Source organism: Limihaloglobus sulfuriphilus (assembly GCF_001999965.1).
Classification (GTDB): Bacteria; Planctomycetota; Phycisphaerae; order Sedimentisphaerales; family Sedimentisphaeraceae; genus Limihaloglobus; species Limihaloglobus sulfuriphilus.
This window is the reverse complement of record NZ_CP019646.1, coordinates 2041046-2066633: the sequence shown is the minus strand read 5'-3', so window position 1 is coordinate 2066633 and position 25588 is coordinate 2041046. Positions and strand designations below refer to the sequence as shown.

Annotated in this window: 24 protein-coding genes; 13 read left to right on the top strand and 11 right to left on the bottom strand. The window is 46.9% G+C overall.

Annotation, left to right across the window (positions count from 1 at the left end; translation table 11 throughout):
• Positions 1-127: 127 nt before the first annotated feature.
• Complete coding sequence (locus SMSP2_RS07780; protein WP_146683412.1) at positions 128-760, bottom strand: redox-sensing transcriptional repressor Rex; 633 nt, start codon at positions 758-760, stop codon at positions 128-130.
• 416 nt (positions 761-1176) lie between these two features.
• On the opposite strand from SMSP2_RS07780, the gene SMSP2_RS07775 reads away from it, so the two are divergent.
• Entirely contained in the window at positions 1177-2235 is a 1059-nt protein-coding gene (locus tag SMSP2_RS07775) for a M42 family metallopeptidase (RefSeq protein ID WP_146683411.1), read from the top strand.
• 80 nt (positions 2236-2315) lie between these two features.
• Here SMSP2_RS07775 and SMSP2_RS14855 read toward each other — a convergent pair whose 3' ends face one another.
• The gene (locus tag SMSP2_RS14855) at positions 2316-2618 is read right to left on the bottom strand and encodes a hypothetical protein (protein WP_186804638.1); all 303 of its coding nucleotides are present in this window, start codon (positions 2616-2618) and stop codon (positions 2316-2318) included.
• A 136-nt stretch (positions 2619-2754) separates the two neighbouring features.
• Positions 2755-3591 carry a histone H1-like repetitive region-containing protein gene (locus SMSP2_RS07765; protein ID WP_146683410.1) on the bottom strand — a complete coding sequence of 279 codons (837 nt, stop codon included), beginning with the start codon at positions 3589-3591 and terminating at the stop codon, positions 2755-2757.
• Positions 3592-4329: 738 nt separating this feature from the next.
• Here SMSP2_RS07765 and SMSP2_RS07760 point away from each other — a divergent pair.
• The 4 genes from SMSP2_RS07760 to SMSP2_RS07745 are packed head-to-tail and all read left to right on the top strand — an operon-like array spanning position 4330 to position 9949.
• Positions 4330-6228 (top strand): TolC family protein, encoded by a 1899-nt coding sequence (locus SMSP2_RS07760; protein ID WP_186804637.1) that lies wholly within the window; start codon positions 4330-4332, stop codon positions 6226-6228.
• A gap of 15 nt (positions 6229-6243) precedes the next feature.
• Positions 6244-7941 (top strand): permuted SH3 domain-containing protein, encoded by a 1698-nt coding sequence (locus SMSP2_RS07755; RefSeq protein WP_146683408.1) that lies wholly within the window; start codon positions 6244-6246, stop codon positions 7939-7941.
• Between the two features lie 50 nt (positions 7942-7991).
• Positions 7992-8681 carry an ABC transporter ATP-binding protein gene (locus SMSP2_RS07750; RefSeq protein ID WP_146683407.1) on the top strand — a complete coding sequence of 230 codons (690 nt, stop codon included), beginning with the start codon at positions 7992-7994 and terminating at the stop codon, positions 8679-8681.
• Positions 8678-9949, top strand: coding sequence for an ABC transporter permease (locus SMSP2_RS07745; protein WP_146683406.1), 1272 nt, complete (start codon positions 8678-8680; stop codon positions 9947-9949). Before SMSP2_RS07750 ends, SMSP2_RS07745 begins: the two co-directional genes overlap by 4 nt.
• A gap of 435 nt (positions 9950-10384) precedes the next feature.
• On the opposite strand, the gene SMSP2_RS07740 is transcribed toward SMSP2_RS07745, so the two are convergent.
• Positions 10385-11623 (bottom strand): rhomboid family intramembrane serine protease, encoded by a 1239-nt coding sequence (locus tag SMSP2_RS07740; protein WP_146683405.1) that lies wholly within the window; start codon positions 11621-11623, stop codon positions 10385-10387.
• A gap of 368 nt (positions 11624-11991) precedes the next feature.
• On the opposite strand from SMSP2_RS07740, the gene SMSP2_RS07735 reads away from it, so the two are divergent.
• The 5 genes from SMSP2_RS07735 to SMSP2_RS07715 all read left to right on the top strand — a co-directional run bounded on the left by SMSP2_RS07735 (position 11992) and on the right by SMSP2_RS07715 (position 18195).
• Complete coding sequence (locus SMSP2_RS07735; RefSeq protein ID WP_146683404.1) at positions 11992-12648, top strand: transposase; 657 nt, start codon at positions 11992-11994, stop codon at positions 12646-12648.
• 269 nt (positions 12649-12917) lie between these two features.
• Positions 12918-14375, top strand: coding sequence for a hypothetical protein (locus SMSP2_RS07730; RefSeq protein ID WP_146683403.1), 1458 nt, complete (start codon positions 12918-12920; stop codon positions 14373-14375).
• A 437-nt stretch (positions 14376-14812) separates the two neighbouring features.
• Positions 14813-15706: a phosphoribosylaminoimidazolesuccinocarboxamide synthase gene (locus SMSP2_RS07725; protein WP_146683402.1), complete on the top strand. Its 894-nt coding sequence runs from the start codon at positions 14813-14815 to the stop codon at positions 15704-15706.
• Positions 15707-15749: 43 nt separating this feature from the next.
• Positions 15750-16937 (top strand): MFS transporter, encoded by a 1188-nt coding sequence (locus SMSP2_RS07720; protein WP_146683401.1) that lies wholly within the window; start codon positions 15750-15752, stop codon positions 16935-16937.
• A gap of 1 nt (position 16938) precedes the next feature.
• A complete protein-coding gene (locus tag SMSP2_RS07715; protein ID WP_146683400.1) occupies positions 16939-18195 on the top strand; it encodes an MFS transporter in 1257 nt (418 codons plus the stop codon).
• A 167-nt stretch (positions 18196-18362) separates the two neighbouring features.
• Here the strand turns inward: SMSP2_RS07715 and SMSP2_RS07710 are convergent, their stop codons facing one another.
• From SMSP2_RS07710 to ribH, 7 genes are all read right to left on the bottom strand, one after another.
• Positions 18363-18620 carry a nucleotidyltransferase domain-containing protein gene (locus SMSP2_RS07710; RefSeq protein ID WP_222566302.1) on the bottom strand — a complete coding sequence of 86 codons (258 nt, stop codon included), beginning with the start codon at positions 18618-18620 and terminating at the stop codon, positions 18363-18365.
• A gap of 151 nt (positions 18621-18771) precedes the next feature.
• A complete protein-coding gene (locus tag SMSP2_RS14995; RefSeq protein WP_222566301.1) occupies positions 18772-19038 on the bottom strand; it encodes a nucleotidyltransferase substrate binding protein in 267 nt (88 codons plus the stop codon).
• Positions 19039-19080: 42 nt separating this feature from the next.
• Entirely contained in the window at positions 19081-19359 is a 279-nt protein-coding gene (locus SMSP2_RS07700) for a cupin domain-containing protein (protein WP_146683399.1), read from the bottom strand.
• Between the two features lie 33 nt (positions 19360-19392).
• On the bottom strand, positions 19393-19635 hold the full coding sequence (locus tag SMSP2_RS07695) for a DUF2442 domain-containing protein (protein ID WP_146683398.1): 243 nt from the start codon (positions 19633-19635) through the stop codon (positions 19393-19395).
• 55 nt (positions 19636-19690) lie between these two features.
• Complete coding sequence (locus SMSP2_RS07690; protein WP_146683397.1) at positions 19691-20614, bottom strand: ParA family protein; 924 nt, start codon at positions 20612-20614, stop codon at positions 19691-19693.
• Positions 20611-21081 (bottom strand): transcription antitermination factor NusB, encoded by a 471-nt coding sequence (gene nusB / locus SMSP2_RS07685; protein ID WP_146683396.1) that lies wholly within the window; start codon positions 21079-21081, stop codon positions 20611-20613. The genes SMSP2_RS07690 and nusB overlap by 4 nt, the downstream gene beginning before the upstream one ends.
• Positions 21082-21150: 69 nt before the next feature.
• Positions 21151-21627 (bottom strand): 6,7-dimethyl-8-ribityllumazine synthase, encoded by a 477-nt coding sequence (ribH, locus tag SMSP2_RS07680; protein WP_146683395.1) that lies wholly within the window; start codon positions 21625-21627, stop codon positions 21151-21153.
• Positions 21628-21830: 203 nt separating this feature from the next.
• Between ribH and SMSP2_RS07675 the strand changes: the two genes are divergently transcribed.
• The 3 genes from SMSP2_RS07675 to SMSP2_RS07665 all read left to right on the top strand — a co-directional run bounded on the left by SMSP2_RS07675 (position 21831) and on the right by SMSP2_RS07665 (position 25012).
• A complete protein-coding gene (locus SMSP2_RS07675) occupies positions 21831-22091 on the top strand; it encodes a Trp family transcriptional regulator (protein ID WP_146683394.1) in 261 nt (86 codons plus the stop codon).
• A 58-nt stretch (positions 22092-22149) separates the two neighbouring features.
• Entirely contained in the window at positions 22150-23151 is a 1002-nt protein-coding gene (locus SMSP2_RS07670) for an aldo/keto reductase (RefSeq protein ID WP_146683393.1), read from the top strand.
• 559 nt (positions 23152-23710) lie between these two features.
• Positions 23711-25012 carry a right-handed parallel beta-helix repeat-containing protein gene (locus tag SMSP2_RS07665; protein ID WP_146683392.1) on the top strand — a complete coding sequence of 434 codons (1302 nt, stop codon included), beginning with the start codon at positions 23711-23713 and terminating at the stop codon, positions 25010-25012.
• Positions 25013-25588 lie beyond the last annotated feature (576 nt).

The window sequence follows — 25588 nt, the reverse complement described above, 5'->3', positions numbered from 1 at the left end:
CTAATGGTGTTGACACTGTTATATTCCTTTCAGTTGGTAACTGTTTTAACTGCTTTAGTTAGTTTCATATAAACATCTGTAAAATGTGCGTTTATGTTTAATTCTGCAAGTTTCCTGTTCTGGCGGCCTATATTATCTTTTTTTCTTCTGCCATGATATAATAAACTAAATTTTCAAGCTCCATCTCCAGGTTGATATTATTAACTATTACATTGTCTTTTGTCTGAAGGTTCAGCGGGGCGAAATTTAAAACGCCCTTTATGCCGGCATCTTTCATTATTGTGAATACCTGTTGAGCCGCCAACGCTGGAACTGTAATTATGCCGAGCTTAACTTCGTTCTCTATGATATAGCTTTCGAGCCGATCCAGCGGCAGGATAGGAATTCTCGCGTTTTCGTCAAGTTTATTTGGGTCGATATCAAAGGCTGCTACTATACGTATGCTCTCTCTTTGAAAGGCTTTATGGCTCAATAGAGCCCTGCCGATATTCCCGATACCCACCAGGACAACCTTGTGAACGTCATACTTGCCGAAAATCCGGTTCATCTGGTCAATCAGGTTATCAACGTTATAGCCGCCCCGTTTGTTGCCGGCTATTCCGAAGAGTGAGAAGTCTTTTCTTACCTGGGCGGAGGTCGTACCGGTGGCATCTGCAAGGTTGCTTGAGAACACCTTTACAAAACCAAGGCCTTTGAGCCTCTTCAAGGCGTTCTTGTACCTTGAAATACGTACTATGCAGTTTTTGTTTGTAGTATCCATAGGTTCTGGAATTCCGGTTTATGACGTTATTTTATAAATTTTAATCTTTTAAAAGTTTCTCCAGGTACATCCTTTACGAATAAGATACCTTTAAAGTTTCGAAAATCAACAAATAAAGTTATTTTTTTCACAAAAAATTGAGACTAAAAAACTTTTATTTCCGCCGGCAAGACCCGCAGCCAGAGTTACAGCTGTCTAAGCGGAATTCATTTTGATCTATATATGTATATCAGCTTAGCAACCAAAAATATACTTTATTGAACCTAAAAGGTTGTTCATAAATAACTTACGCTGAAACATCTTCGCGGCTTGTTTTATGTAAATTATTGCCTGCCTGGTAAAATATCCTTGACCTTGGCAACAGCTTTATTATACATGGTATATAATTATAGTATAATTTTAACAGGAAATGAAATATGAACAAGACAACAGAAAACTTTTTGAAAAAACTTCTCGAAACTCCCAGCCCCTCAGGTTTCGAACTTACAGCCGCCAAAGTATGGCGGGATCATGTTAAGGGCCATGTCGATGAACTCATAAGCGATGTGCACGGCAACAGCATTGGAATACTCAACCCCAAAGCTAAATTCAAATTTATCGTAACAGGCCATATTGATGAAATCGGGCTCATCATCACCCACATAGACGATAAGGGCTTTATCTATACCCAGCAGATAGGCGGGATGGACCCAGCGCTTCTTATTGGTCAGCGTGTGCGGATTATCAGTGAGAAGGGTGAGGTCTTCGGTGTTATCGGCCGCAAGGCGATTCATCAGATGAAGCCTGATGAAAGAAAGAAAAACGTAGAAATGGAAAATATATGGGTGGATATAGGAGCCGATTCGAAGGAAGACGCTCTCAAGCGTGTAGCAATAGGCGATCCGATGGTGGTTGATGTTGAGTACCGCAGGCTTGCCGGCAATAAGGTTGTCTCACGTGCAACCGATGACAAGGCCGGCGCGTTTGTCGTTGCGGAGGTGCTCCGCAGGCTTTCCAAACGAGAGTTGAATATCTGCGTTGCCGGCGTGGCAACTGTCCAGGAAGAGATCGGTCTTAGAGGTGCTACGACTTCGAGTTATTCGGTTAACCCCGATGCCGGAATTGCAATTGACGTAAATTTCGCCTCTGATCACCCCGAAACAGACATAAAGAAGATTGGCGATAATAAACTCGGCGGCGGGGCAAACCTGCACAGAGGCGCAAATATTAACCCGATTTTGCAGAAAGAAATCTTCAAGACAGCGGATAAGCACAAGATTCCGTACCAGATAACGGCTCAGCCTCGCGGCACAGGTACAGACGCAAATGCTATTCAGCTTTGCAGAGGAGGTGTGGCGGTGAGCCTGATCAGTATTCCAAACCGGTACATGCATACGCCGGTCGAGGTGATTTCACTTGATGACCTTGAGAATATAATAACTCTCATTGTAGAATTTATAGCCGCCCATCCCGCCGACAGGGATTACAGACTGTAACAGTTTTGTGTTTTATGAATTTACTTATATATAAAGATAAAGGCCGCTGAAATCAGCGGCCTTTTTTTCGGACGGTTGTATTACAGGTCTTGAGGCTTGACTGTTTTGCGGCCGTTTGCTTCGGCTCTGCAGACAGCTGACTCAAGCATGCAGTAGATCTTTGCGTTGATCGCTTCAAGAGTTTCAGATGCAGTCATCTTGTCTTTACCCTTGATGAAGGCCTTAACTTTGCTTGCTACGATCAGAGGCTCAGCCTGTTTTGCTGTTGTTTTCTTTGCAGCTGATTTCTTTGCTGTTTTTTTAGCTGTTTTCTTAGCCGCTTTTTTTACAGTTTTCTTTGCGGCTGTTTTCTTTGCTGTTTTTTTAGCTGTTTTCTTAGCCATTTTGATTTCTCCTAAATTGCTACAATATAAAGTTTTACATTAAATAAATGCGTACACTACGCACGTCTTGTTTAAACATGGTAAACAGTCATCCTGAATTTGTCAGCAAAAGTAAGTTATCTAAACTTTTGTTCAGTTATTTCTTTTTTGCTGTTTTTTTCTTGGCAGTAGATTTCTTAGCTGTGGTCTTCTTTGAAGCGGTCTTCTTTACCGGAGCCTTTTTGGCTGTTTTTTTCTTAGCCGTTGACTTCTTAGCGGTAGTCTTCTTAGAAGCGGTCTTCTTTGCCGGAGCCTTTTTGGCTGTTTTCTTCTTAGCCGTTGACTTCTTTGCGGTAGTCTTCTTAGAAGCGGTCTTCTTAGAAGCGGTCTTCTTTACCGGAGCCTTTTTAGCTGTTTTCTTCTTAGCCGTTGACTTCTTTGCGGTAGTCTTCTTTGAAGCGGTCTTCTTTACCGGAGCCTTTTTAGCTGTTTTCTTCTTAGCCGTTGACTTCTTTGCGGTAGTCTTCTTCGAAGCGGTCTTCTTTACCGGAGCCTTTTTAGCTGTTTTCTTCTTAGCCGTTGACTTCTTTGCGGTAGTCTTCTTTGAAGCGGTCTTCTTTACCGGAGCCTTTTTAGCTGTTTTCTTCTTAGCCGTTGACTTCTTTGCGGTAGTCTTCTTTGAAGCGGTCTTCTTTACCGGAGCCTTTTTAGCTGTTTTCTTCTTAGCCGTTGACTTCTTTGCTGTGGTCTTCTTAGAAGCGGCCTTCTTTACCGGAGCCTTTTTAGCTGTTTTCTTCTTAGCCGTAGATTTCTTTGCTGTAGTCTTCTTTGAAGCAGTCTTCTTTACCGGAGCCTTTTTGGCTGTTTTCTTCTTAGCCGTAGATTTCTTAGCTGTGGTCTTTTTGGCAGGAGCCTTTTTCGAAGTGGTTTTCTTTACTGAAGTCTTCTTTGGAGCAGTCTTTTTTACTGCTTTTCTTACTGCTTTTTTAGCCATTATTTAATCTCCTAATTAACTGCAACATAAAGGTTAGACATACTATATACTGTCTATTTGTTATAGTTATCCTCTTTAATTTGTGAAATTGCAACAAAAAAATTTTTCTCAACTCAAAAATTTTTTACTGAAACCTATATTTCGAGGCGTTTCAGGGTTTAACGCCGCGGTTGAAACGGCTTTTAAGAGTCAGCCGTCTAAAAAGCCCCAAATGCCGAATATTGCCTTGAAACACCCGTTTCGAGGCAATTCTATGAAATCAGATAATTCATGTACTTTGCTGATATGCTTTCAAACAGGGGTATGAGGCTTGTATAGGGCATTTGACAAAAAAAATTCAAAAAAAACGATAAATTTTTCATTTTGTGATACTCTTTCTAACTTGTTTGCTGGCTTATACTTCGTTAAAGAGAGGACAAAAGACAGAAAAAGACATTTTTTGTTACGTGTAAAACGTCTCAATTCCAGGCTCAAATTGGAGCAGTAAACCGCAGCAACTGCCGGCGGCTTTTCAGAGCGAAAATTATATGTTTTTTTAAAAAAAAGAAGGTTGCCTGTAACCTGCCGTATGATTTATGGCACTAACATTTAAAATGTGTATCTGCCCCAGGGCGGCAGCGGTCTTTTTGCGGGTTTTCCGGCAAATAAAAGAAGTTTTAAGAAATTTGTTTTTAATTTCTGAAATTTAGTTAATATCTGAGACATATGGACAGAGCAAATATAATGGGATACAGTTTTATGGCATTTGTCTTGCCATCAAAATACAAACGATTTTGGAAATTTCCGAATCTTTTTGGGTTTATTACCGCGATCGCGGTAATAATGGTCTTAACAGGGTGCAAATCTCCCCGGCAATATCACGATAGTGCCGATGAGATAGCCGCAGGGCTTATAGCCGGCGGCCAGAAGCAGCTCTTCGGAGAGGAGCAAAAGTCACTCCAGTCGGTAGAAAGGCCTGTTGACCTTCTTCGCAGGCGTCTGATTGAAGAGCAGGGGCTTATAATAACCGGACCCGAATCGCTGGGTGTGGATAAACTTGAGCAGCCGGAACACTGGCCAGAAGAAGGCCGCGAATTTAAAGGCGATTCCAGAAAGGTCGTCGGGGCGGGCGAAGATGTCAAAATGACACTCATGCAGGCACTCCAGATTGGTGCTTTGAACAGCTTTGAATACCAGAGCCGTAAAGAAGAGGTCTATCTAAACGCTTTGGCTCTTGATCTTGAGATGGATGAATTCCGCAGTATTTTTAATTCCCAGTACCAGGCTCTTTTAAGTACAGACCACGGCAGCGGCAAGCCCGCAACCGGCTCGGAGCTTGACGGCGGCCTTGGAGTGGATAAAAAGTTTAAAAACGGCACAGAAATCAGCGCTGACCTTGCTTTCGGCCTTGCCAGTCTGCTAAGCTCGGAGGCGAGTTCGTCTTTTGGCATAACAGGCGATGCCACAATTTCAGTCCCGCTGCTTCGCGGTTCAGGCGAGCATATAGTTACAGAGCCGCTTACACAGGCCCAGCGTAACCTGCTGTATTCAATGTATGAGTTTGAACGTTTCAAAAAGACCTTCGCAGTTGATATCGCCCAGAGCTATCTGGGAGTTCTCCAGCAGATAGATACTATAAAAAACAATGAGATGAACTACCAGAGTGTAGTCAGGAATTCCCGTAAGAGCCGAAGCCTCACGCAAAAGGGCCGGCTTGACATTATTCAGTCTGACCAGGCGGTGCAGAGTGAGCTCAAGGCACGCCAGAGCTGGATAAGTGCCAAAGAAGAGCTGAAAAACAAACTTGACAGCTTCAAAATCATGCTGGGCCTGCCTACTGATTCAACTATATCGCTTGACCAGAACGAGCTGCAGAAACTCGTAAGCGAAGAAGATAATCCGATGATGAAAAAGGTTTATGCCGAGATGGAGATTAAACGCGACGAGGAAATTCCTCCTGCGGATGCGGAGATAGAGCTCCGCGGCCTGGATATGGAAAACGCCGGCCCGCTCGAGTTTGATGAGGGGTTTGCGATCAAAACAGCTCTTGATAACCGCTACGACCTGAAGGTCCAGCGGGAAAAGGTCAGGGATATGCAGCGGAAAGTCGTTGTCGCGGCGGATAATTTGAGGGCGGAATTGACATTGTTAGGTTCATTAAGAGCCGGAAGCAGCAGAAGTATATCAAGTTCTGACCTTGAAAGTGCTGATCTGGCGTTTGACCGCGGATATTTCAGGTCGCTTCTTACGCTTGATCTGCCGGTGCACAGAAGACGCGAACAGGCCCTTTACCGCACCAGCTGGATAAACCTGGAAAAGTCGCTCAGGAGTTTTCAGACGCTTGAAGATCAGATAAAAAGAAACATACGCCGCCAGCTCAGAGATCTTTCTCTGGCGCGAGAAAGCCTTTTTATACAGGCCAAGGCGGTCGGCATAGCGACAAACCGTGTAAAAAGTACCAATATGTCACTCGAGTTCGGCAGGGCGGAAATGCGTGATGTTCTCGAGGCCAAAGATGACCTCCTGCAGGCCCAGAACACCCTCACAGCCGCTGTTGTGAATTACCGTATATCGGAGCTTCAGCTTCAGAAAGATATGGGACTGCTCAGAGTTGATGAGGATGGCATCTGGAATGAATATGTACCCCAGGACAATTAGATTTTAAGTTAGGATATGACCGTGAAAAAAAAGATAATAGTAACAATTGTTATAGCAGTGGTGCTTGCTGTGGGAGTCTTTTCACTTGCTTACGGCAATAAAAAAACAGAAACCTCTGATATGCCGGTTTATGAGGCGCAGCGCGGCCCGCTTAAGATCAGCATTGTTCAATCGGGGACAATAAAATCCCGTGATCAGATCGTAATAAAAAGCGAACTTGAAGGCAGAAACACCATAATCACCCTCATACCCGAAGGTACTGTCGTTAAAAAGGGCGATCTGCTTGTCGAGCTTGACGCCAGCAACCTTGTTGATAAGAGGGTAGATCAGGAAATAACCGTTCAGAACGCCGAAGCCTCTTTAATAAATGCCAAAGAAGACCTTGAAATAACGAAAAACCAGGCTAAAAGTGACATCTCCAAAGCCCAGCTGGATCTGGATTTTGCCAAACAGGATCTGGAGAAATATTTAGAAGGCGATTATCCTAATCAGCTCACAGAGAAGAAAAAAGAGATTACACTTGCCAAAGAAGAGCTTGCCCTGGCGGAAGAGAGGCTTGCTAACTCTCAGGTTCTCTACGCAGAAAAATTTATTTCTAAATCTGAGCTTCAGAGCGATGAGATCGCCGAGCAGAAACGAAGGCTCAACCTTGAACTTGCCGAGAATGACCTGATGCTCCTGGAAGAATATACTCACAACCGCAATATTGCGCAGTACGAAAGCGATGTTGATCAGGCCGAGATGGCTCTGGATCGGATAAAGCGAAAATCAAACGCCAATATCATACAGGCAGAAGCAAACCTGCGTGCCAAGACGGCGGAGTTTGAACGTCAGAAAGAAAAACTCGCCAAATACATTGACCAGCTTGACAAGACAAAAATTTACGCTCCTTCTGACGGTCTTGTGATATACGCCTCAAGTACAAAAGGCAGCGGCTGGCGAGGCAGGACCGAGCCGCTTACCGAAGGCAGTGAAGTAAGCGAACGCGAAGAACTTATTCATCTTCCAAAAGACGCCGTTTCAAACGCTGAGCTTGCTCTTCACGAGGCGAGCCTGCAAAAGGTAAAGTCGGGAATGCGGACTATTGTCAGCGTCGATGCGATTCCGGGCAGGACATACACGGGAAAGGTGTTTTCGATCGCACCGCTGCCCGACCCGCAGAGCATGTGGCTCAATCCCGACCTAAAGGTATATACAACCATAGTGCATATTGATCAGGCGGATCCTGAGCTGCGTTCGGGCATGAGCTGCAAGGTTGAGATTATCGGCGAGACCTATGACGATGTTGTGTATGTCCCGATACAGGCAGTTGTCCGGCATGAGGGCAGGACTGTTGTTTATCTTGAGGGCAGTGATGAGCCGCATCCGGTAGAGGTCGGCCTTGATAACAATGTTATGGTTCACATCAAATCCGGCCTCGAAGGCGGTGAGCGGGTTCAGCTGACACCGCCGCTGCAGTCGGAGACCTACACCGGTCAGAGTGAAGTAATCCCGGCGCAAATTGAGGAAACCAAGCCTGACGAACTTACCGCGGCGGAGACACCGGCGGCGGGAACGGATATTCCGGCTGCCGCAGGAAAGAGCAAAAAACGGCCGGCAAACCTTGAGAATCTCACTCCCGAGCAGCGGGAAGAGCTTAAGAAAAAGATTGAGAATATGACTCCTGAACAAAGAGAACAGTTAAAAAACAGAATGCAGCAGCAATTGGAATAACAGCCGAGAATATTGGATCTAACCCCGGACTCTTTTAAAAAGCATACATAATGGCTGAAAAGAAACTGATACAATTAAATAATATAACTAAGATTTACCAGATGGGCCGTGAGAAGGTTCACGCTCTGGCCGGTGTTACCCATGAGTTTGAAAAAGGCAGTTTCTGGGCTATTATGGGTGCCAGCGGCTCGGGAAAGAGTACCTTGATGAACATACTGGGTTGTCTTGACCGTATTACCTCGGGCAGCTACAGTCTTGGCGGCTCTGATGTAAGCACAATGGGCGACGATGAGCTCAGCCGGCTGCGTCTCAACTATATAGGCTTTATATTCCAAAGTTTCAATCTGATACCCCAGCTGACTGTTCGCCGCAATATCGAGCTTCCTCTGTATTATGCAGGTGTTGATGAAAAGCTGTCAATGGAAAAGGCCGAAGAGCTCGCCGCCCGTGTCGGGCTTGGCGACAGGCTCAATCACAGACCGACAGAGCTTTCCGGCGGCCAGATGCAGAGGGTTGCCATCGCAAGGGCGCTGGCTAATGACCCCCAGATGCTGCTTGCTGATGAGCCTACGGGAAACCTCGATACCGCCACGGGAGAGCAGATAATGGAGCTGCTCACATCCCTGCACGGTGAGGGTAAAACAATAATAATGGTAACTCATGAATCTGATGTCGCGGCCCATGCCGAGCATCGCCTGCACATGAAAGACGGGTTTATAGATAATATCGAAAGCCGATGAAACAAAGCAAATTAGTAAAATATATATCTTCCGGTGTTGAGAATCTGCTTTTGCACAAGCTCCGTTCCATGCTGACAATGCTCGGCGTGGTTTTTGGAGTGGGCAGTGTCGTCGCGATGCTTGCCGTCGGAGAGGGCGCCAGCAAAGACGCCTTAGAGCAGATAAACAAGCTCGGAAGCAGAAACATTATCGTAAATTCTGTAAAACCTTTGTCTGATGAAGGCCAGAAGAGCTCTACCACTTCTTTTTTGAGCATGTATGGGCTCAAGTATGATGATTATCAGAGGATAACAGCCAGCTATGAGAATGTAAAAAAAACCGCTCCGGCTAAGATTTTCCGAAAAGAAACACGGCTGGGCAGCCGGCTTATGGAGCTGCGGGTGGTCGGCACAAGTGCGGACTGGTTTGAGCTCATTCCAAGGCAGCTTATGGCCGGCAGGGTTATATTCGATTATGATGTGGAAAGTTCTGCTCCGGTTGCGGTATTAACAGAATACGGAGCCAGAAAACTCCTCGCTACAAAGGAAACAATCGGGCAGGTAATCAGAATCGGCAGCGACAGTTTCAGAGTTATAGGTATAATTAAGAGTGAATCCGGAACTGCCGGAAATATGCAGATACCCGACCAGGAGATAGACGTGTATATTCCTTTCAATGTTGCCAAGCAGTATTACGGTGATATTGACCGAAAATTCTCTTCCGGCTCTCTGGAAATGGAAATGGTTGAACTGCACCAGATTATAGTAGAAGTCAACAATACAGAAAATGTCGAGAAAACCGCCGCGGCCATCATGACTATGCTTGAGCGGTTTCATAAAAAGACAGACTATAAGGTCAACGTTCCTCTGGCCTTGCTGAAACAGGCAGAGGCAACCAAACGTACCTTTAATATAGTATTGGGTTCCATTGCCGGCATAAGCCTTCTGGTCGGCGGTATCGGGATTATGAACATCATGCTCGCCTCTGTTACCGAGCGTACACGCGAGATCGGTATCCGTCGGGCAATCGGGGCTCAGAAACGGCAGATCGTCATACAGTTCCTCGTAGAAACTGTGGTGCTCTCAATCATCGGCGGCATTATCGGCATAGGTGTCGGTATCGGAATACCCCTGATAATAACCACAATCGCCGGTATGCCAACGGTTATAACGCTCTGGAGTGTCCTGCTGCCGCTGGTTATAAGCGGCGCTACGGGTATCATATTCGGCCTTTATCCCGCTGTGATAGCCGCCGGAGTGGACCCGATTATCGCCCTCAGGCATGAATAACCGCGTAAAATCGCCCCCGTGTATAGCCGCCCCGCGTAGATCCGCATAGCATAGGTCTCTTTAGCCAAGATCCTGCTTGCCCCCCCGTAGAGAGAATTCACGAATTCTCTCAAAACGTGAATTTGCAGTAAAACGTAAAGACTGCCGGAGCAGGGCGCAAAAGATTGTCGAGGTTTGTTTCGCGTCTAATTCACGAATTCTCTCAAAACGTGAATTTGCAGTAAAACGTAAAGAGTGCCGGAGAAGGGCGCAAAAGACTGTTGAGGTTTGTTTAGCGTCTAATTCACGAATTCTCTCAAAACGTGAATTCGCAGTAAAACGTAAAGAGTGCCGGAGCAGGGCGCAAAAGTCTGTCGAGGTTTGTTTAGCGTCTAAATGCGCATGAGCGGCAGGAGAAAATTCATGAATTTTCTCTACAATTCTGCTCTCTGCGGCTTAGAGTTTTTCCAGCTCCGCCTTGCACAATTCTATCTGTTTCTCGTCGTGCAGTTTTTCAAGCGATTTTCTCAGATATTCTTTGGCCTGCTGCGGTTTGTCCAGATATCTCGAATACAGAATGCCCAGCATAAGGTGTATCTGTTCGATGTGTTCATAAGTAGGGTGGTGCAGGGTGAGCTTCAAATACGCGTCCGCGGCGGTTTCCCATTTGCTGTCGCTCATAAGCTGGTTTGCCAGGTCAAGCTGACACCTGAGCGGCATTATCTGCGCGGAGTCTCTTTTGATGAGCTTTTCGTAAAGTTCTCCGGCTCTTGAGCGGTTGCCCATGGTCATTTCTGCGCTTATTTTCAGCCGCAGCTGGTCTATGCTGCTGTCGTTATCGTTTTCGCTGTTTTTGTCTTCAAATTCGGCATCTTTGGCATTCTTGAACCCTTTGAAGGCGGTACCCTTGCCGTCGGCGGTGTTGCCGGTAAAGGGGTTATATTCGTCGGCGGCTTTTTTGTACTCAAGTCGCCGTCGTTTGCGGTCGATCATGCTGTAGAGATCAAAATGGCTTCCGCTGATAACCTTAAAATGCAGCATTGCCAGTATTCCCAGTATCCCCGCAGCGTAGCCGGCAAGGTGGGCGTCATAGGCAACATTTGTCGCGTAGTACTGCGAAGCGAGTATGTTATCCAGGAATATCAGCTTGAGCCCGATGAACCATATAGCGGGTATTTCGATTGAGCCGATAAATATAAACCAGTAAACCACCTGTACTAACGCCTTTGGGAACAATGCCAGGAATGCCCCTGTAACCGCGGCTACCGCGCCGCTGGCGCCGATTACCGGACTGTTGCTGAACAGGGCGTGTCCAAGTCCGGCGATAACCCCGCCGATAAGGTAAAATATTACATACTTTTTATGTCCGAGTCGGCTGTTTACCGCGTTGCCGAAAAAGTACAGAAAATACATGTTACCCAGTATGTGCATAAAGTTTGCGTGGAGAAACTGATAGCCGATAAGTCCGGCGGGCCTGAAATTTTCCGGATCAAACCGAAACGGCTGAGCCCACTCTCTCAGCGGCTGTTTAACCGTCTGGTTGTAGTAGAGATTTTCATATTCAGGGTGCGGCACACGAACCACTTCCAGGTGCGGGCTGTAGCTGAGCAGAAAGATCACTATATTAATTGCGATAAGCACATAGTTAGCGGTCGGCCGCGTTGTCAGCTTTATATTTGTTCCGATTGGCAGCATTTTTCAGTATATACCTTCCGGGGCATCGCCCATGATAGTTTTTATTCTACTTAAGGTTCATAAGTTACTTGATTTTTCAATAATTTCAACGTAAATATTTATAACCTTCTATCCCGCTCTGCGATGGCACAGTTAAATGAGTCTCTGTCGTTTTCGTTTAACTGAATACTATACACTCTTGCATGAATGTAAACGCTAAAAGACCACCGGTTGTTCATTCAAAAAAACAAAGGGTGTCTGACCCCTTTTATTGAAAAAAAGTTTTAAATCACTTATTTATATAGTATAATGACAAAAGACTAGAATATAATGTTTCACGTAATGTTTTAAATTGTAATTGTTATGTTGGTATTTTGAAGGCGGAGCTTATGAGATCGAAACGGAAAGTATTGGGTGGGATAGTCTATCACTGCTTTAATCGTGCTAACGGTCGGTTGCGGATATTTAAGAAGCCGGGGGATTTTGAGGCGTTCGAGAACGTTCTTGCCGAGGCCATAGACAGGGTTGATATGCGGCTGCACGGCTATTGTGTCATGGGAAACCACTGGCATCTGGTTGTCCAGCCCCGCCTTGACGGCGACCTCAGCGAGTTTATGAAGTGGCTTACCGGCACACATTCGCACCGATGGCACAGGGCGCACGGCACAGTCGGCATTGGCCACGTTTACCAGGGGCGTTACAGGAGTTTTCCCGTCCAGAGCAACAAGTATTACCGGACACTGATGCGATATGTAGAGGCCAACCCGCAAAAAGCAAAGCTTGTTTCAAGGGCGGTTGACTGGCAGTGGAGCAGCCTGGCGATACGCACCGGCAGCAAAAAACCGTTTAAGCTGTGCAAGCCGATAATTGAGCTTGGAGACGGCTGGGTAGATGGATTTGATAATCTGCCGGAGATGCCGGAAAAAAAGATACAGAATTCAATCCGCAGGGGTGCTCCCTTCGGTGATCCTGAATGGACGAGACAAACCGCCGCAAAACTGGGACTGGAGTCCTCCATAAAGCCTATTGGAAGGCCAAAGATATGAGTGTAAGTTCCTATTAATAAGGAATATAAAGTTGTTTAAAGAGAAAAGGTGTCAGACACCCTTTCTTTAACTGACACCCTTTCTTTAACTTAAAATGCTCCAACGAAATTAACAGTTGAATTATCTAACAAAATATACTATCTTTATATTATACAGATAGCGGCGGCTTTTTTAACAGCCCCACTGTCGCCTGTTTCCCGAATTGGTAATTGTTTACCCTTCGCCCTTTTTTGAGTCAATGTAGAAATGTAGTAAAGATGAGATCTGATATGCTTGCGAATGTAATCTTTCCGTTTTTTATTATTCTCCCCAATTCGCTTATGTGGCCTGTTGTTGTCGCTTTATGCCTGCTGATCGAGACTTGGGTCTGCAAATCGTTTTTCAAACTAAAAATGGGTAAAGCATTTTTTCTGGTATTTACAATCAATTTGCTTTCTACAGTTGCCGGAGGTGCCGCAACTTTTTTTGTAGGCTCAGCAGCCACCGCTATCCTGCCCAATCCTGAAGACCTGATTCAGTACGTAAACCTGGTATTTCCAACCGCATTGATATGCTATGCTATCCTGCTCTTTGCAACCGTTACAATAGAGTTCATAGCGGCCAAGGCAATGATATTATTCCGTAAAGAAGGCATTAATACGAAAGTTATTTTTAAAACGATCCTTACTGCAAACCTCCTTAGTTACTGCATTGCCGTTCCAATGCACTATTATCATGCAAGACCTCCAAAACCCCTACGAAATATCGTAGATGATACAGCTTGGTCGCAAAAGCCGGCGAAGATAGTTTATTATCTCAGTACTGACGGGAAACTGATGTCGATTTTGACTGATGGCATGAATAGAAAGGTGGTTTTCAATGATAAGATTGAAAACTACCTGCTCTGCGAGGATTTAAAATGCTTCATTTCATGGACTGACGGGTATGAGCTTCACCACCACAACATTGAGACCGGCGAAAAAAAACTTGCCTGGCGCAGCAAACATGACAAGGGAGCGACATTCGCACCAATAAGAAACATAGCCGCCGGCAAATTCTCTTCGGCTCAATCGGTCGCCATCAGTCCAGGCGGTGAACGGGCCGCTGTATGTATGCCTTTAAAGGGGGGGTACAATCTGACCAAAGATAAAAATGAGCCGGATTACTACACCCTGTTCATCTATGATACCTTAACCGGCAAGACTATCGAAAAAGATATCCGCGGTTTCGGTATAACAATTGCCTGGGGTTCTAAAAATAATATACTTTATTTAAAAAATGCTGCTTCTGACCAAAACAGCTGGAAATACACCCGTGTGAGAATTGGAGGTAACGATATTCTGGCTTGTGAATCAGTCATAAATATAGAGCCCGAAATGCTTTGCATGTCTTATGGTCGGATAGGTTCAGATTCGTATCTTTCCCGCAATACAGAATTTAAATCTGACAGTTACAACAGTTACAATGTTTCCGCTGTATCTGGCTGGGGAGCATTCGCGGTCACAAACTCCGAAGATCCTTCATATCATATCCGCATAAATGACAGCCATTTTCTTGTCCCTTATTATTGGTGCAGTTTTACAGAGTGTGGTTTTCTGCCGGGTAGCAGCGAGCTTATATGCGAGGCCCGCGGAGGATTATACATTATCGACTACAAAAACATGAAGATGGGCAAGCTCTGCGAGGGTATGGATTTTGTCATTACCTCTGACCTGTGCAACAAAGGAACCTGTTTTCTGAAAGAATGAGGGGTAGGTAATTTTTCTGTAACTAAATTCAAGATAGAGCTTTATAAAAATCTTTTGGCATTAAACTTGTCGTTTTGAATACCATGTTACTATGTCCTGATATATCATTGATATGCTTGCTGTCAATTTAAATTCAGTCGGCGATATTGTCCGTCGAGCAGTCTTTTTTGGGATTACGCGGGTCGACGATGGAAGCGAGGCATCGTGAGCTTTTATACGCCGTGCATCATATTTCGCCGCAGCAGAATTACAAAGCGGTGCCGCGCCGGTTTTTGGCGCGGCACTCCAGGGTAAAAGACGGGTACTATTTTTTGCTTAATAAAAGCCGGTCTTGACTATCGGGGCGTATTTGCTTAATATATGCCCGATATGTCGGTTATTAACTGATTGGCCGGCCGCTTATTATTATGTTCAATGTAAACGAAAGGCATATTGTTATGGCAAGAGCAGTTCTTGAAACCAATATACCAGGCACAAACCCAATTAGAGGTAAAGTAAGGGATATATACGACTTAGGAGACAATCTGATAATTGTCGCTACGGACAGAATAAGTGCGTTTGACGTAATAATGAAAAGCGGCATACCATATAAAGGCGCAGTTCTGGCGCAGATATCCAAATTCTGGTTTGAGTTTTTCGCCGACGAGATTGAAAATCATTTCATAACAGACGATATCAGCCAGTACCCGGCGCCGTTCTGCGACCACGGCGATCAGCTCGAGGGCCGCTCCATGATGGTCAAAAAGGCGCGTGTAATGCCGGTTGAGTGCATCATCCGCGGTTACATAACCGGTTCAGGCTGGAAGAGTTATCAAAAGGATGGCGAGATCTGCGGACGTAAATTGCCCGCCGGCCTGCAACAGTGTGAAAAACTGCCGCGGCCGCTGTTTACTCCCACGACCAAGGCCGAGATCGGTGAGCATGACATGGATATCACCATCGATAAAACGGTTGAGCTTATCGGCGAGGAAGCCGCGGAGTATATTGAGCGCAAGAGCCTGAATATCTTCGAAAAAGCCGGTGAGTTTGCCCTCGAAAAGGGAATAATCCTTGCCGACACTAAATTTGAATGGGGTCTATACGACGGTCAGATAATCCTCGTTGATGAGGTTCTCACGCCTGATTCATCCCGTTTCTGGCCGGCAGATAAATACGAAGTCGGCCGCGACCAGGAGAGCTTCGACAAGCAGTTTGTGCGTAACTACCTGGAAAGCATAAACTTCGACAAATCCGGTGCAGGCATTGAACTGCCCGAAGATGTCATTTCTAAGACAAGCGATAAATACATAGAGTGTTATGACCGCCTGACAGGCTTGAAATTCCCAAAGTAGATGGTATGAAAGGCGGGGCAACCCGGGAAAAGCCGCAGGCTCAATGATTAAAAGATTTACCATTCCAACTCTTCAGCTCTCATCGTTGAGTGTGATGCATTTTCTACTGGATACCTTTCCCGGCTCGCTGCCGGTGATATTGCCCGCTCTGAATTCGCACTTCGGTCTCAGCGTCAAGCAGGGCGTGATAATCCTAAGCGTGTTCAACATCATCTGCAACGGCATCCAGCTGCTCGTCGGGCACCTTAGAGAACGCCAGACTAAGCCGCTTCTGATACCGATTGGTATAATGATGCTGTTTCTGATAGCCGTTGTGCCGGCTATAAAGACGGAAGGCTCATTTTATCCGCTGATGCTCGTATGGTCGCTGATCGCTCTGGGTGTGGGGCTGAGCCATCCCGAATCTATGCGCAGCCTCTACTCGATACCTCTGATACCCACCCCGATAGCCTCCGCGGCTTTCGTAACTCTCGGTTTTGTAGGCTTCTCAGCGGGCGGCTGGATTGCTTCAGGGCTTGTAAGCCGCTGGGGGATACCAGGGCTTTGGGCAATGTCGGTAATCCCGATTATCTGTCTTGTTTTGATATACGCCTCGCGGCTGCGGCTTGCGACAGAAGACTCCCTGCCCGCCGCCAAACCCGGGACTGCCGCGTCAGAGCATCCCAGCATTTGGCGGATAACTCCGATCGTGTTCGCCTCGGCATCTGTGGCGAGTATATTTATAGGACTGCTGCCGACACTGCTGGCGGAGAAAAACTTCGCCCTTACTTACGGCGGCAAGGCTGTTATGCTGCACGGCATAGGATTCGGTGCGGGCTCAATGCTCTGGGCGGTGATAGCCCATAAAAAGGGTGAACTCGAGACAGTTGCCTTGATCGCGTTTGCCGGTTTTCCGTTTTACGCGGCATATATGCTGCTGATGGATTGGTCCTGGGCGATAATCCTTCTGCTGCCTGCCGGGCTTCTGGCCGGTTCTACCTATCCGCTGCTTGTCACGCTTTGCAAGGCTGCGCGAGGGCTGAAACTCGGCCAGAGAATGGGCTTAGCAGTCGGCGGGGCATGGGGAATCGCCAGCATGATGCTGCTGTTGATGACTTTTGCCGCCGACTTTATCGGCCTCAGGGCGGCGCTGTGGTCAGTGCCTCTGCTGTCCCTGGCGCAGGGGATAATGGCTCTTGGGCTTTTGCGGCGGCTGAGGAAAGATGTTAACCCTGTAAACGTGGAGCAGTAGCGTGGCTCGATTGCGTTTTGGCAGATACGACTATGCCTCTTTTATATGCTTCTTCGCCTATGCCGCGTGTTCGGTGATTTTGCCCGTTTCACTTGTACCGCTTGCGGCAGAGCTTGGATTCTCGCTGGAAGAGGGCGGCATGACCGCCGGCGGAGCGATGCAGCTGGGCAGGACAATCTCAATGCTGCTGATAATGCTGTCGTGCGGCTTTATCGCGGGGCATATCGGCAAACGATGGACAATGGGGCTTTCGGTTCTGGTAATGGGCATTGGGATAATGACTTGCGCTATATCACCCTCGTACTGGATTCTTTTTATTGCCATGTCGATAGCCGGTATGGGCGAGGGTGTTATAGAGGGTCTTGCTACGCCGTTTATTCAGGATCTGCACACCGATGAACCGGGCAGGTATATCAACTTTACCCATTCGTTCTGGTCTGTGGGGGTTGTTGTTACGGTTCTTGTCGTTGGAGCTTTGCTTTCCATGGGTGTTTCATGGCGGGTTCTGCTGGCAAGTGCCGCGGGGCTTTCTATTCTGACATCATTGATATATCTGGCACCGCAGCGCGAAGGCAAAGAATACCCTGACCACCCGGAAAGAATTCACTGGAGTATAACCTTAAACCATGCCAAAGACATAATCACCACCAGGCATTTCTGGCTGTTTTTTGCGGCGATGTTCTTCGCCGGCGGCGGCGAGTTCGGCATTACCTTCTGGACGGCGAGCTTTATACAGCTAAACTTCGTCAGTGCCGCCTGGGCGGGCGGTGTTGGAACGGCATGTTTTGCAGGGGGGATGTTTCTTGGCAGGTCTGGCTGGGGATTCTTCATAAAACAGCATCAACTCAAATACCTGGTGGCATATTCCGCGGCATCAGCGGCCTTGATTACACTTGCGCTGCCGTTTGTACAGGGGCTTTGGGTTTTGTTTGTTCTGCTGTTTCTGACAGGGGTTTGTGTTGCTCCGTTCTGGCCGAGCGTTCAGAGCTATTCAACTAACCGTCTGCACGAACGCGATACGACAATGATTTTTATCCTGCTTTCATGCGCCGGCATACCCGGCTGCGGGGTAATTACCTGGCTGATGGGGCTGCTGGGCAACATCGGCGGGCTGCGAATGTCATTTTTCGTTATACCGGCATGTTTTGCTATACTGGCGATTCTGATTACGGCAGATATTGTCTATGCAAGGGCTCAATCACGCCGGCAGAGCAAACAAGCTCTCGCACCCGAGAGTGAAGAATCTTCTCTGTGTTAAGAGTCTGCGGCGAGTTATCTCTGCTGAAACGGATTGCGAAACATCGCCATGTTCCGGATACAGCTCACAAGACAGCCCTGCCGGCCGCGGCAATTCTCAGTTATCCACCACGAGCTGTTTTGCCCGTTCGAGTGATTCATTAAACGACTTGAGCACGTTTTGCGGCCCTATGAGTGAGAGGATACTGCTTCTTTCAAGCTCACCGTGGACACGTATGTTGACTTTAGGTCGTCGAGTTGGATTCTTATTCTGCCTATCTCATCAGGGTTGAGTGATTTGCCGTATAGTGCAAGGTCAATGTCAGAGCCTCTTTTATAGGTACCCATTGCTCTTGAGCCGTAGATCATAGCCCGCTGCACATTCGGAAAGTCTTTTAATACACCTTGTATTCTGCTGATATCCAAATCTTTGAGCCCGAACCTCAATCAGTATCCTCCTCTGTGTATAGGGCGTTGAAATTATCAAGCAGTTTTTTGAACGTCGGATAAAACGCCTTTATGATATTTTCACTACATCGTCGGCTGTATTCATATCATAGGTGTGGGATGTTTTGTTTCGATCCATGATCATTTTCATTCAGGCGTCTCCATCCTGTATGAGACTGTTCTTAAAAGCTGTGCGGCTTGCATCCCGTGAGCCGATAATGTTGGTGTAGCCCTTGTGCTCAAGATAATCCTTAAGTACATTCCAGGCCAGTTCGTGTGCAAACTCAAAGCTCTGTATAATTCCCTGTTTTTCCAGGTCGGAAAGTTCCCGCTTTTCGGCGAGCGCGACCGCGTCAGCAAGTCCGGCAAATGCCTTTTTGTAATTAATGAATCGCCGTTTCAAGCGGATATCATTCATTATTCTGCTCCGCGATGATAGTTTTCTTATATGCCGGATGCTTTAACTGAAGTTATAATGTTTGAGCACCGGCTCTTTTACATCCCATATACAGGCAAGGTCATTGGGGAAAATAACCATATCTCCGGCGCCGAATGACACAGATTCTCTCTGGTCAGGGCTGTAAACGGTAACCCTGCCCTCCATGACCAGGCAGGTTTCTCTCTGGGTGTATTCCCAGTCAAACTTACTTACACCGCTTGACCATGTCGGCCACTGAAGACATTCCTGTTTTTCCTGCTCACTGGGTTTTCTAACTATAACATCTTTTATGGTTGGCATTACTGAATCCTCTGGTTGTCCGGTGACTTCGGTTTAATTCTGTAATTTTTCGTACAGCGTTTCTGGAGCTATATCTACACCATTTGGCCAAACTATTGTACCGCCATCTATCCTTGCACTTTTAAAGAAATCAATGTCAGCCAAGGGCTTAAATACAGGTCCTTTATCAAGGTAAGATGAGAAATCAATGTCACCTTTGATAGAATCATCAAACTCTATGTGATAAATATATCCGCCTTTATATTTTATTTCTTTAATTTCATTAAAATTCCACACCAATTTACCTTATAGAGGTTATTACAAAATATTCAGCAAAAATAACATTAGACTTTTAAATTTGAGACTTGTTTTCATCTATATCCCGGCTGTCTGTTTCTGCTTTCTGATGTGCCTCTGACGCTTTTGAGAGGGCTCTTATAAGCGGGTTTATCCGGTCGTTTGCCGGCTGCCGGGGTTGCCTTTGCGGCTTTTGGGTGCCGAGAATAAACGCCGCGATCTGCATATAGTCCACAGCCCCGTTGCAGTTTGGCTCATACTCAAAGATTGTCTGGCCGTAACTCGGTGCTTCTGCGAGCTTTATGTTTCTTCGTATCTCAATCGGCATTATCTGGGCATCGGCCCAAGGGGCATCTGTGCCGCGTGCCGCGTCGAGGAACTGGTCGATATCGTTTTTTACCTCGCCGCTGAGCGAAGTCCTCGAGTCGAACATACAGAGCAGGATGCCGCTGACTTTGAGCCGGGGATTTATCCGCTGATTTATCAGCATTACCGTCTCGAAGAGTTTTCCAAGTCCCTGCAGGGCGAGAAAATGCGGCACGAGAGGTATGATTATCTCAGTAACCGCCGCCAGCGCGTTTAAACTGAGCAGCCCCAGTGAGGGAGGGCAGTCGATGAGAAGATAATCAAAATCGTTTTCCAGCGGCTCAAGGGCGTTTTTGAGTCTCTGCTCCCGGTTGTCAACGCCGCCAAGCTCACTTTCTGTGCCTACCAGGTCGATATGCGCCCCGATAAGGCTGATGTTTTCGCGGACTTCGACAACCGCCTGGTGCGGCTCGCAATGGCCAATGAGCAGCTCGTAAAGCCCGTATTCGATATTCTCCGGGTCAACGCCAAGGTGTATTGTAAGGTGGGCCTGCGGGTCGAGATCTATCACCAGTACGCGTTTTCTGCGGTCTGCCAGTGCGGCGGCAACGTTGACGACGGTTGTGGTCTTGCCGACACCGCCTTTCTGGTTTAGGACTGCGATTTTTCTCACTGTGCTATCTCCGCGCCTGCCGAAACGGATTGTATATCCGGTGTTTTTGCGTCTCTCTTCTCTTCGTTTATTATTCGGTGTACCGCGTCCATAACGCCGTTTACAAATGCCGGTGAACGCGCGGAGCCGTATCTCTTGGCCATCTCTATAGCCTCGTTGATCACTACCTTGGAGGGTATCTCACTGCATTTGAGCAGCTGATAACAGCTCAGCCGAAGTATGTTTCTCTCCAGAAGTTCGATTCTCTGGATTCGCCATCTCGGGGCGGCTTTTTCGATAATCCGGTCACATTCTGCGATGTGCTGCCTGGTTCCCATACACCACTCCCGGGCGAGCTGTTCGGAAAGCTCTTCCTGGCAGTTTTCTTTTATAAAACCGTCAATACAGTCAAGAACGCGGTCTCCCTGCACATCAAGCTGAAACAAAGCCTGCATGGCTATTTCTCTGGCCTTGGTCCTTTTGTCCACTATATTTCCATCCTTTTGATATTTAAAAAGAGCATAAACAGCTAACCGGCCTGCGTCGGCCGCGATTATTTACAGAGTCTCATCTATCTCACGAAGAACGTTTACCATTTCTATCGCGCCGACAGCGGCATTTGCGCCGGCGTTACCGGCTTTTGTTCCGGCACGTTCAATAGCCTGCTCAATGGTCTCACATGTAAGCACGCCGAAGACCGCCGGTACTCCGGTATCGTAGTTTATCTGTGCTACGCCGCGTGATACCTGCTGGCAGACATAGTCATAATGGCTTGTAGAGCCGCGAATTACGGCACCTAAACAGATTACCGCGTCAAACTTGCCGCTCTGGCAGAGCCGCTTAGCCGTGATGGGTATCTCGATCGCTCCGGGAACCCAGATAACGGTTATCTGATCCTCGCCGGCACCGTGACGGGTGAGTGAATCGATCGCGCCGCCAAGCAGCTTGCTGGTTATCAGCTCGTTGAACCGGCTTACTACGACAGCAAACCTGGCATCGCCGGCACTTAATTGTCCATTAATTTCTGTTATCATATCATTTTCTCCAATATAGAGATATATCAAACTTTTCAAAATTATAATATCTCATGCAGTGTTTGTAAAGAGTTATTTTGACTAGCGAAAGATGCTGTTGAGGGATTATGGAGTATTTTTCGAAATTTTCTTTTAAAACGTCTGAATATTTGTAGAATAGTTATGACATTATACTTATATCATATTTAGAACAGGTTTTGATCATGTCAGATGATAAAGATTTATTGGAAATCATTGCAGAAATGGATGATCCCGCTGAGCTTGGTAAATTTTTCCAGGAGCTTTTTACCAAATCTGAAATCGAAAAATTCAAAAAACGCTGGAAGCTCATAAAGCTGATTGACCAGGGTATGCCGCAGCGTGAGATAGCAAAAAAAATGCGAATCAGCCTTTGTAAAATCACTCGCGGCTCGAAAATACTCAAGGATAAAAATTCCATTACCAGACAATTGCTTGGGCATTGATATAACCCGCGGGGAAACTTCGCTCTGCGATATTGAAGTAATTTAAAGAGGAGATAAAATGAAATACACAAAACTGGGACGTTCAAATCTGACCGTCAGCCGGGTTTGCCTGGGGACGATGCACTTCGGCAGCGCGACCGGCGAAAAAGAGGCCTTCGCCATCATGGACAAGGCCCTCGAGATGGGCATCAACTTTTTTGATACCGCCAACATGTACGGCGGGCCGGATAACCGCGGCGGCAGTGAGACGATAATCGGAAACTGGCTTGCACAGGGCGGCGGCCGGCGCGACAGGATAGTGCTGGCGACAAAAGTGTTCGGCAATATGGCCGGCGGGGATCTGCCCAACGAGGAGCCGGGCATATCCGCGTACAAGGTCAGAAAACACGCCGCCGGTTCACTCCGCAGGCTCCAGACCGACCATATTGACCTGTATCAGGTGCATCACATCGACACGCATATCACCGGCGAGGAGTACTGGGGCTGTTTCGATAAGCTCGTTGATGACGGCGATGTGCTGTATATGGGTACGAGCAATTTCCCCGGCTGGGGGCTGATGAAGTTCCAGAATATGGCGGCAGCCCGCGGCAGGCTTGGCATCATCTCTGAGCAGACTCAATACAACCTGCTAAGCCGCGGCCCGGAAATGGAAGTTCTGCCGGCGTGCCTTGAGCTGGGCATCGGTGCGATACCATATATGCCGCTGGCCGGCGGAATTCTCACCGGCAAGACAAAATCACAGCCCAACACCCGTACTGCCAACGTTGAAAATGAATACGGCATAAGTATCGAAGGCAGCAGCCAGATTGGGGCTTTCCACAAGATATGCAGCGATCTGGGCGAGCCGGCGCATGCAGTGGCGATAGCCTGGGTGCTTTCTCATCCGGCTGTGGCGTCTCCAATAGTGGGAGTCCGCAAGGTTGAACACCTCGAAGGCCTCGAGAGGGCGGCAGAGATCGAGCTTGCCCCGGAGACACTGGCAAAACTCAACGAAATATTCGATATAAACAAGGGCAGACCGTTCAAGCCCGGTCCGGCACCAGGGGCGTTTGCGTGGTAGAAAAATTTGCGACCTTTATTCACCCGATAATCTGTTCTAACGCAAGAAAGTCGCCGCGTTTCCTGAATATACGCAGTCTTTCGTTGGAACGGTTGAGTACATGCTAACAGTAACCGCCTTTGAATTTACGCTTTGGACGCGGCATAATATTGTGATTATCCGAGCTTATAATAGTTACGTCAATCGTCAATAATAACCTCAAAAATAAAATATAAGCAACTGTAAAACATCAACTTATAAAACAAAGAGTCTTAACCCCTTTATTTCGCCGTTTTAACCCCTTTATTTCGCCTCTTTATTTCGCCCTCAGTTTTATATATACCTGTTAATAAAGACCTTATAAACAAAAGCAGTTTGCACTTTTTTTATCTCGCGGCAAGATCAGGTGTTTGAACCGCCGCGAATCGTAATTGATCGTTTTTGGTGTCTTCGCGAGCTGAAATATGTTGTAAAACGCCGGCATACAGGTTATAATGGCTGGTGCAGGGTCAGTGTTTACTGGAAAGACCGCTAATAAACAACTATTAGATCTATATTCTTAATTTGCAGAAAGGTGTTTATGATGAGTTTAAAATCTATTGCACAAATAACCGCAATTCTAATTTCCGCCGCTGCGTGCTTCGGGCAGGACTTTTATGTAAGTACATCCGGATCTGACGAGAACCCCGGCAGCCGCGAAAAACCTTTTCTGACTATAGCCCGTGCCCGCGATGCTGTGCGTGAGCTGATACCCCAGATGGATCAGGATATAACCGTCCATGCGGCAGCCGGTGACTATATCCTGGATGAGGCAATAGTTTTCACTGACCGGGACTCGGGTAATAACGGATATAAAGTATATTACCGCAGCAGCGGCGGCCCAGGCAAGGCGAGACTGCTCGGCGGAAGACGCCTGACCGGCTGGTCAAAAGTCGATGACAATATCTGGAAGATAAACCTGCCCGATATCCAGAGCTGCCACACGCTTTATGAAAACGGCAAGCGCATCCGCAAGGCCCGTTACCCCAACTACGAATTTGAACCTGATTTCCCCACGGCTGCCGGCGTATACCTTAAGTCCGTAACCGGCTCCACCAAGCAGCAAGCCACCCCGACCGAGAGCTGGATCATTGCTGTGCAGGAGGATCTCGACAAGGTGCCCGATGATTTTGGAACCATGAAGATCAACATCTTTCCCTGGGGTAAATGTGACTGGCACCGCTGGATCTGCTCGGTCACCGCAATCGACCGGTCAACCGCAAAGATAACCTTTAACAATGACCGGGACGATACACCGATGGTTCCCTCCTACGGTGAACCGAAAGGGGACAGGGCCAGGGCCCGATACTTCCTTGAGGAACACCGCGCGTTTCTCGATGCCCCCGGCGAGTTCTATTTCGATACCACCGAAAAGGTTCTCTACCTGATCCCGCAATCAAAAGCTCACCCCGACAAGCTCAGCATCGTGCTTCCCGTCCTGGATGACATCATCCGCTTCGAAGGCTCGTCCATGACCAGCCTTGTCCACGACATCGAGATCGATGGCCTCGCGTTCGAATACTCAAAGGCAATCTCGCCGACGCGTTTCTGGTGGGCACAGGAATGGGGCTACACCGACCATGCCCTGGTCTGGATGAACAACGCCGAGCGGATTACGCTTCGCAATTGTCATCTCAAGAACTCAGGCCGCAACGGTATAATGATTGTGGGTCAGAACTCGCATCACCTGGTTTCCGGCTGCTGGATCGAGCAGATGGGCGTCAACGGGATCACGCTTAGCAACTGGTCTGCACCTGTGATGGAGCAGTCGGACGATGCGGCACGTAGATATATACTCTTCTGCTTCTTTGAGGTCTTGACTGCTCGTAACTATTTCACCTGATTCTTCATCAACCAGAATATCAATATCAATGCAAAAAAGAGGTAAATCAGTAAAAGGTGAATTGCAATAATACAAGTATAATTCTTTTTCAGAGGTATGAAGATGCGTTTCTACTGTTTTTTTATTCAGTTTTACTGAATTCCTTCTCATCGCAGCTTTTTGTATGGATTCTGGCTCTGCATTTTTGTAATTAGGAACCTTGCAACTAAGACAGGAATTAATATATTTTATACGCCTTCTGCCTATCTTCTTATCCTTATCAAAAGGACGCCCTTTGTTCTGAGACCAATTGTTCAGGTCCATAAAGTTGTTCAACCACTGTTTGTAATTATAATCTGACCATTTTTTAGGTCTTTTAAAGTTTTTCAACGTTATCCGTTTTTTCATAGTTTCCTACTCCTATATTAAAAAAATGAGCCCGATACGGGACGGCGTACCAGGCTCAGAGCAGGATTGTTTAATACGTCTATACTACGTAGTGTAAAACTTCAATATATGATTTCTTTTTTATTCATTTTTTATCCTGCTCTATAACTATAAGAGCCGTCCCCTTATATATATATTCGGCAAAATGCC

Bases quoted from the DNA above. Each gene is read 5' to 3' on its own strand.
- SMSP2_RS07780 (WP_146683412.1), bottom strand. From the start codon at position 760: ATGGATACTACAAACAAAAACTGCATAGTACGTATTTCAAGGTACAAG.
- SMSP2_RS07775 (WP_146683411.1), top strand. From the start codon at position 1,177: ATGAACAAGACAACAGAAAACTTTTTGAAAAAACTTCTCGAAACTCCC.
- SMSP2_RS14855 (WP_186804638.1), bottom strand. From the start codon at position 2,618: ATGGCTAAGAAAACAGCTAAAAAAACAGCAAAGAAAACAGCCGCAAAG.
- SMSP2_RS07765 (WP_146683410.1), bottom strand. From the start codon at position 3,591: ATGGCTAAAAAAGCAGTAAGAAAAGCAGTAAAAAAGACTGCTCCAAAG.
- SMSP2_RS07760 (WP_186804637.1), top strand. From the start codon at position 4,330: ATGGCATTTGTCTTGCCATCAAAATACAAACGATTTTGGAAATTTCCG.
- SMSP2_RS07755 (WP_146683408.1), top strand. From the start codon at position 6,244: ATGACCGTGAAAAAAAAGATAATAGTAACAATTGTTATAGCAGTGGTG.
- SMSP2_RS07750 (WP_146683407.1), top strand. From the start codon at position 7,992: ATGGCTGAAAAGAAACTGATACAATTAAATAATATAACTAAGATTTAC.
- SMSP2_RS07745 (WP_146683406.1), top strand. From the start codon at position 8,678: ATGAAACAAAGCAAATTAGTAAAATATATATCTTCCGGTGTTGAGAAT.
- SMSP2_RS07740 (WP_146683405.1), bottom strand. From the start codon at position 11,623: ATGCTGCCAATCGGAACAAATATAAAGCTGACAACGCGGCCGACCGCT.
- SMSP2_RS07735 (WP_146683404.1), top strand. From the start codon at position 11,992: ATGAGATCGAAACGGAAAGTATTGGGTGGGATAGTCTATCACTGCTTT.
- SMSP2_RS07730 (WP_146683403.1), top strand. From the start codon at position 12,918: ATGCTTGCGAATGTAATCTTTCCGTTTTTTATTATTCTCCCCAATTCG.
- SMSP2_RS07725 (WP_146683402.1), top strand. From the start codon at position 14,813: ATGGCAAGAGCAGTTCTTGAAACCAATATACCAGGCACAAACCCAATT.
- SMSP2_RS07720 (WP_146683401.1), top strand. From the start codon at position 15,750: ATGATTAAAAGATTTACCATTCCAACTCTTCAGCTCTCATCGTTGAGT.
- SMSP2_RS14995 (WP_222566301.1), bottom strand. From the start codon at position 19,038: ATGAATGATATCCGCTTGAAACGGCGATTCATTAATTACAAAAAGGCA.
- SMSP2_RS07700 (WP_146683399.1), bottom strand. From the start codon at position 19,359: ATGCCAACCATAAAAGATGTTATAGTTAGAAAACCCAGTGAGCAGGAA.
- ribH (WP_146683395.1), bottom strand. From the start codon at position 21,627: ATGATAACAGAAATTAATGGACAATTAAGTGCCGGCGATGCCAGGTTT.
- SMSP2_RS07675 (WP_146683394.1), top strand. From the start codon at position 21,831: ATGTCAGATGATAAAGATTTATTGGAAATCATTGCAGAAATGGATGAT.
- SMSP2_RS07670 (WP_146683393.1), top strand. From the start codon at position 22,150: ATGAAATACACAAAACTGGGACGTTCAAATCTGACCGTCAGCCGGGTT.
- SMSP2_RS07665 (WP_146683392.1), top strand. From the start codon at position 23,711: ATGATGAGTTTAAAATCTATTGCACAAATAACCGCAATTCTAATTTCC.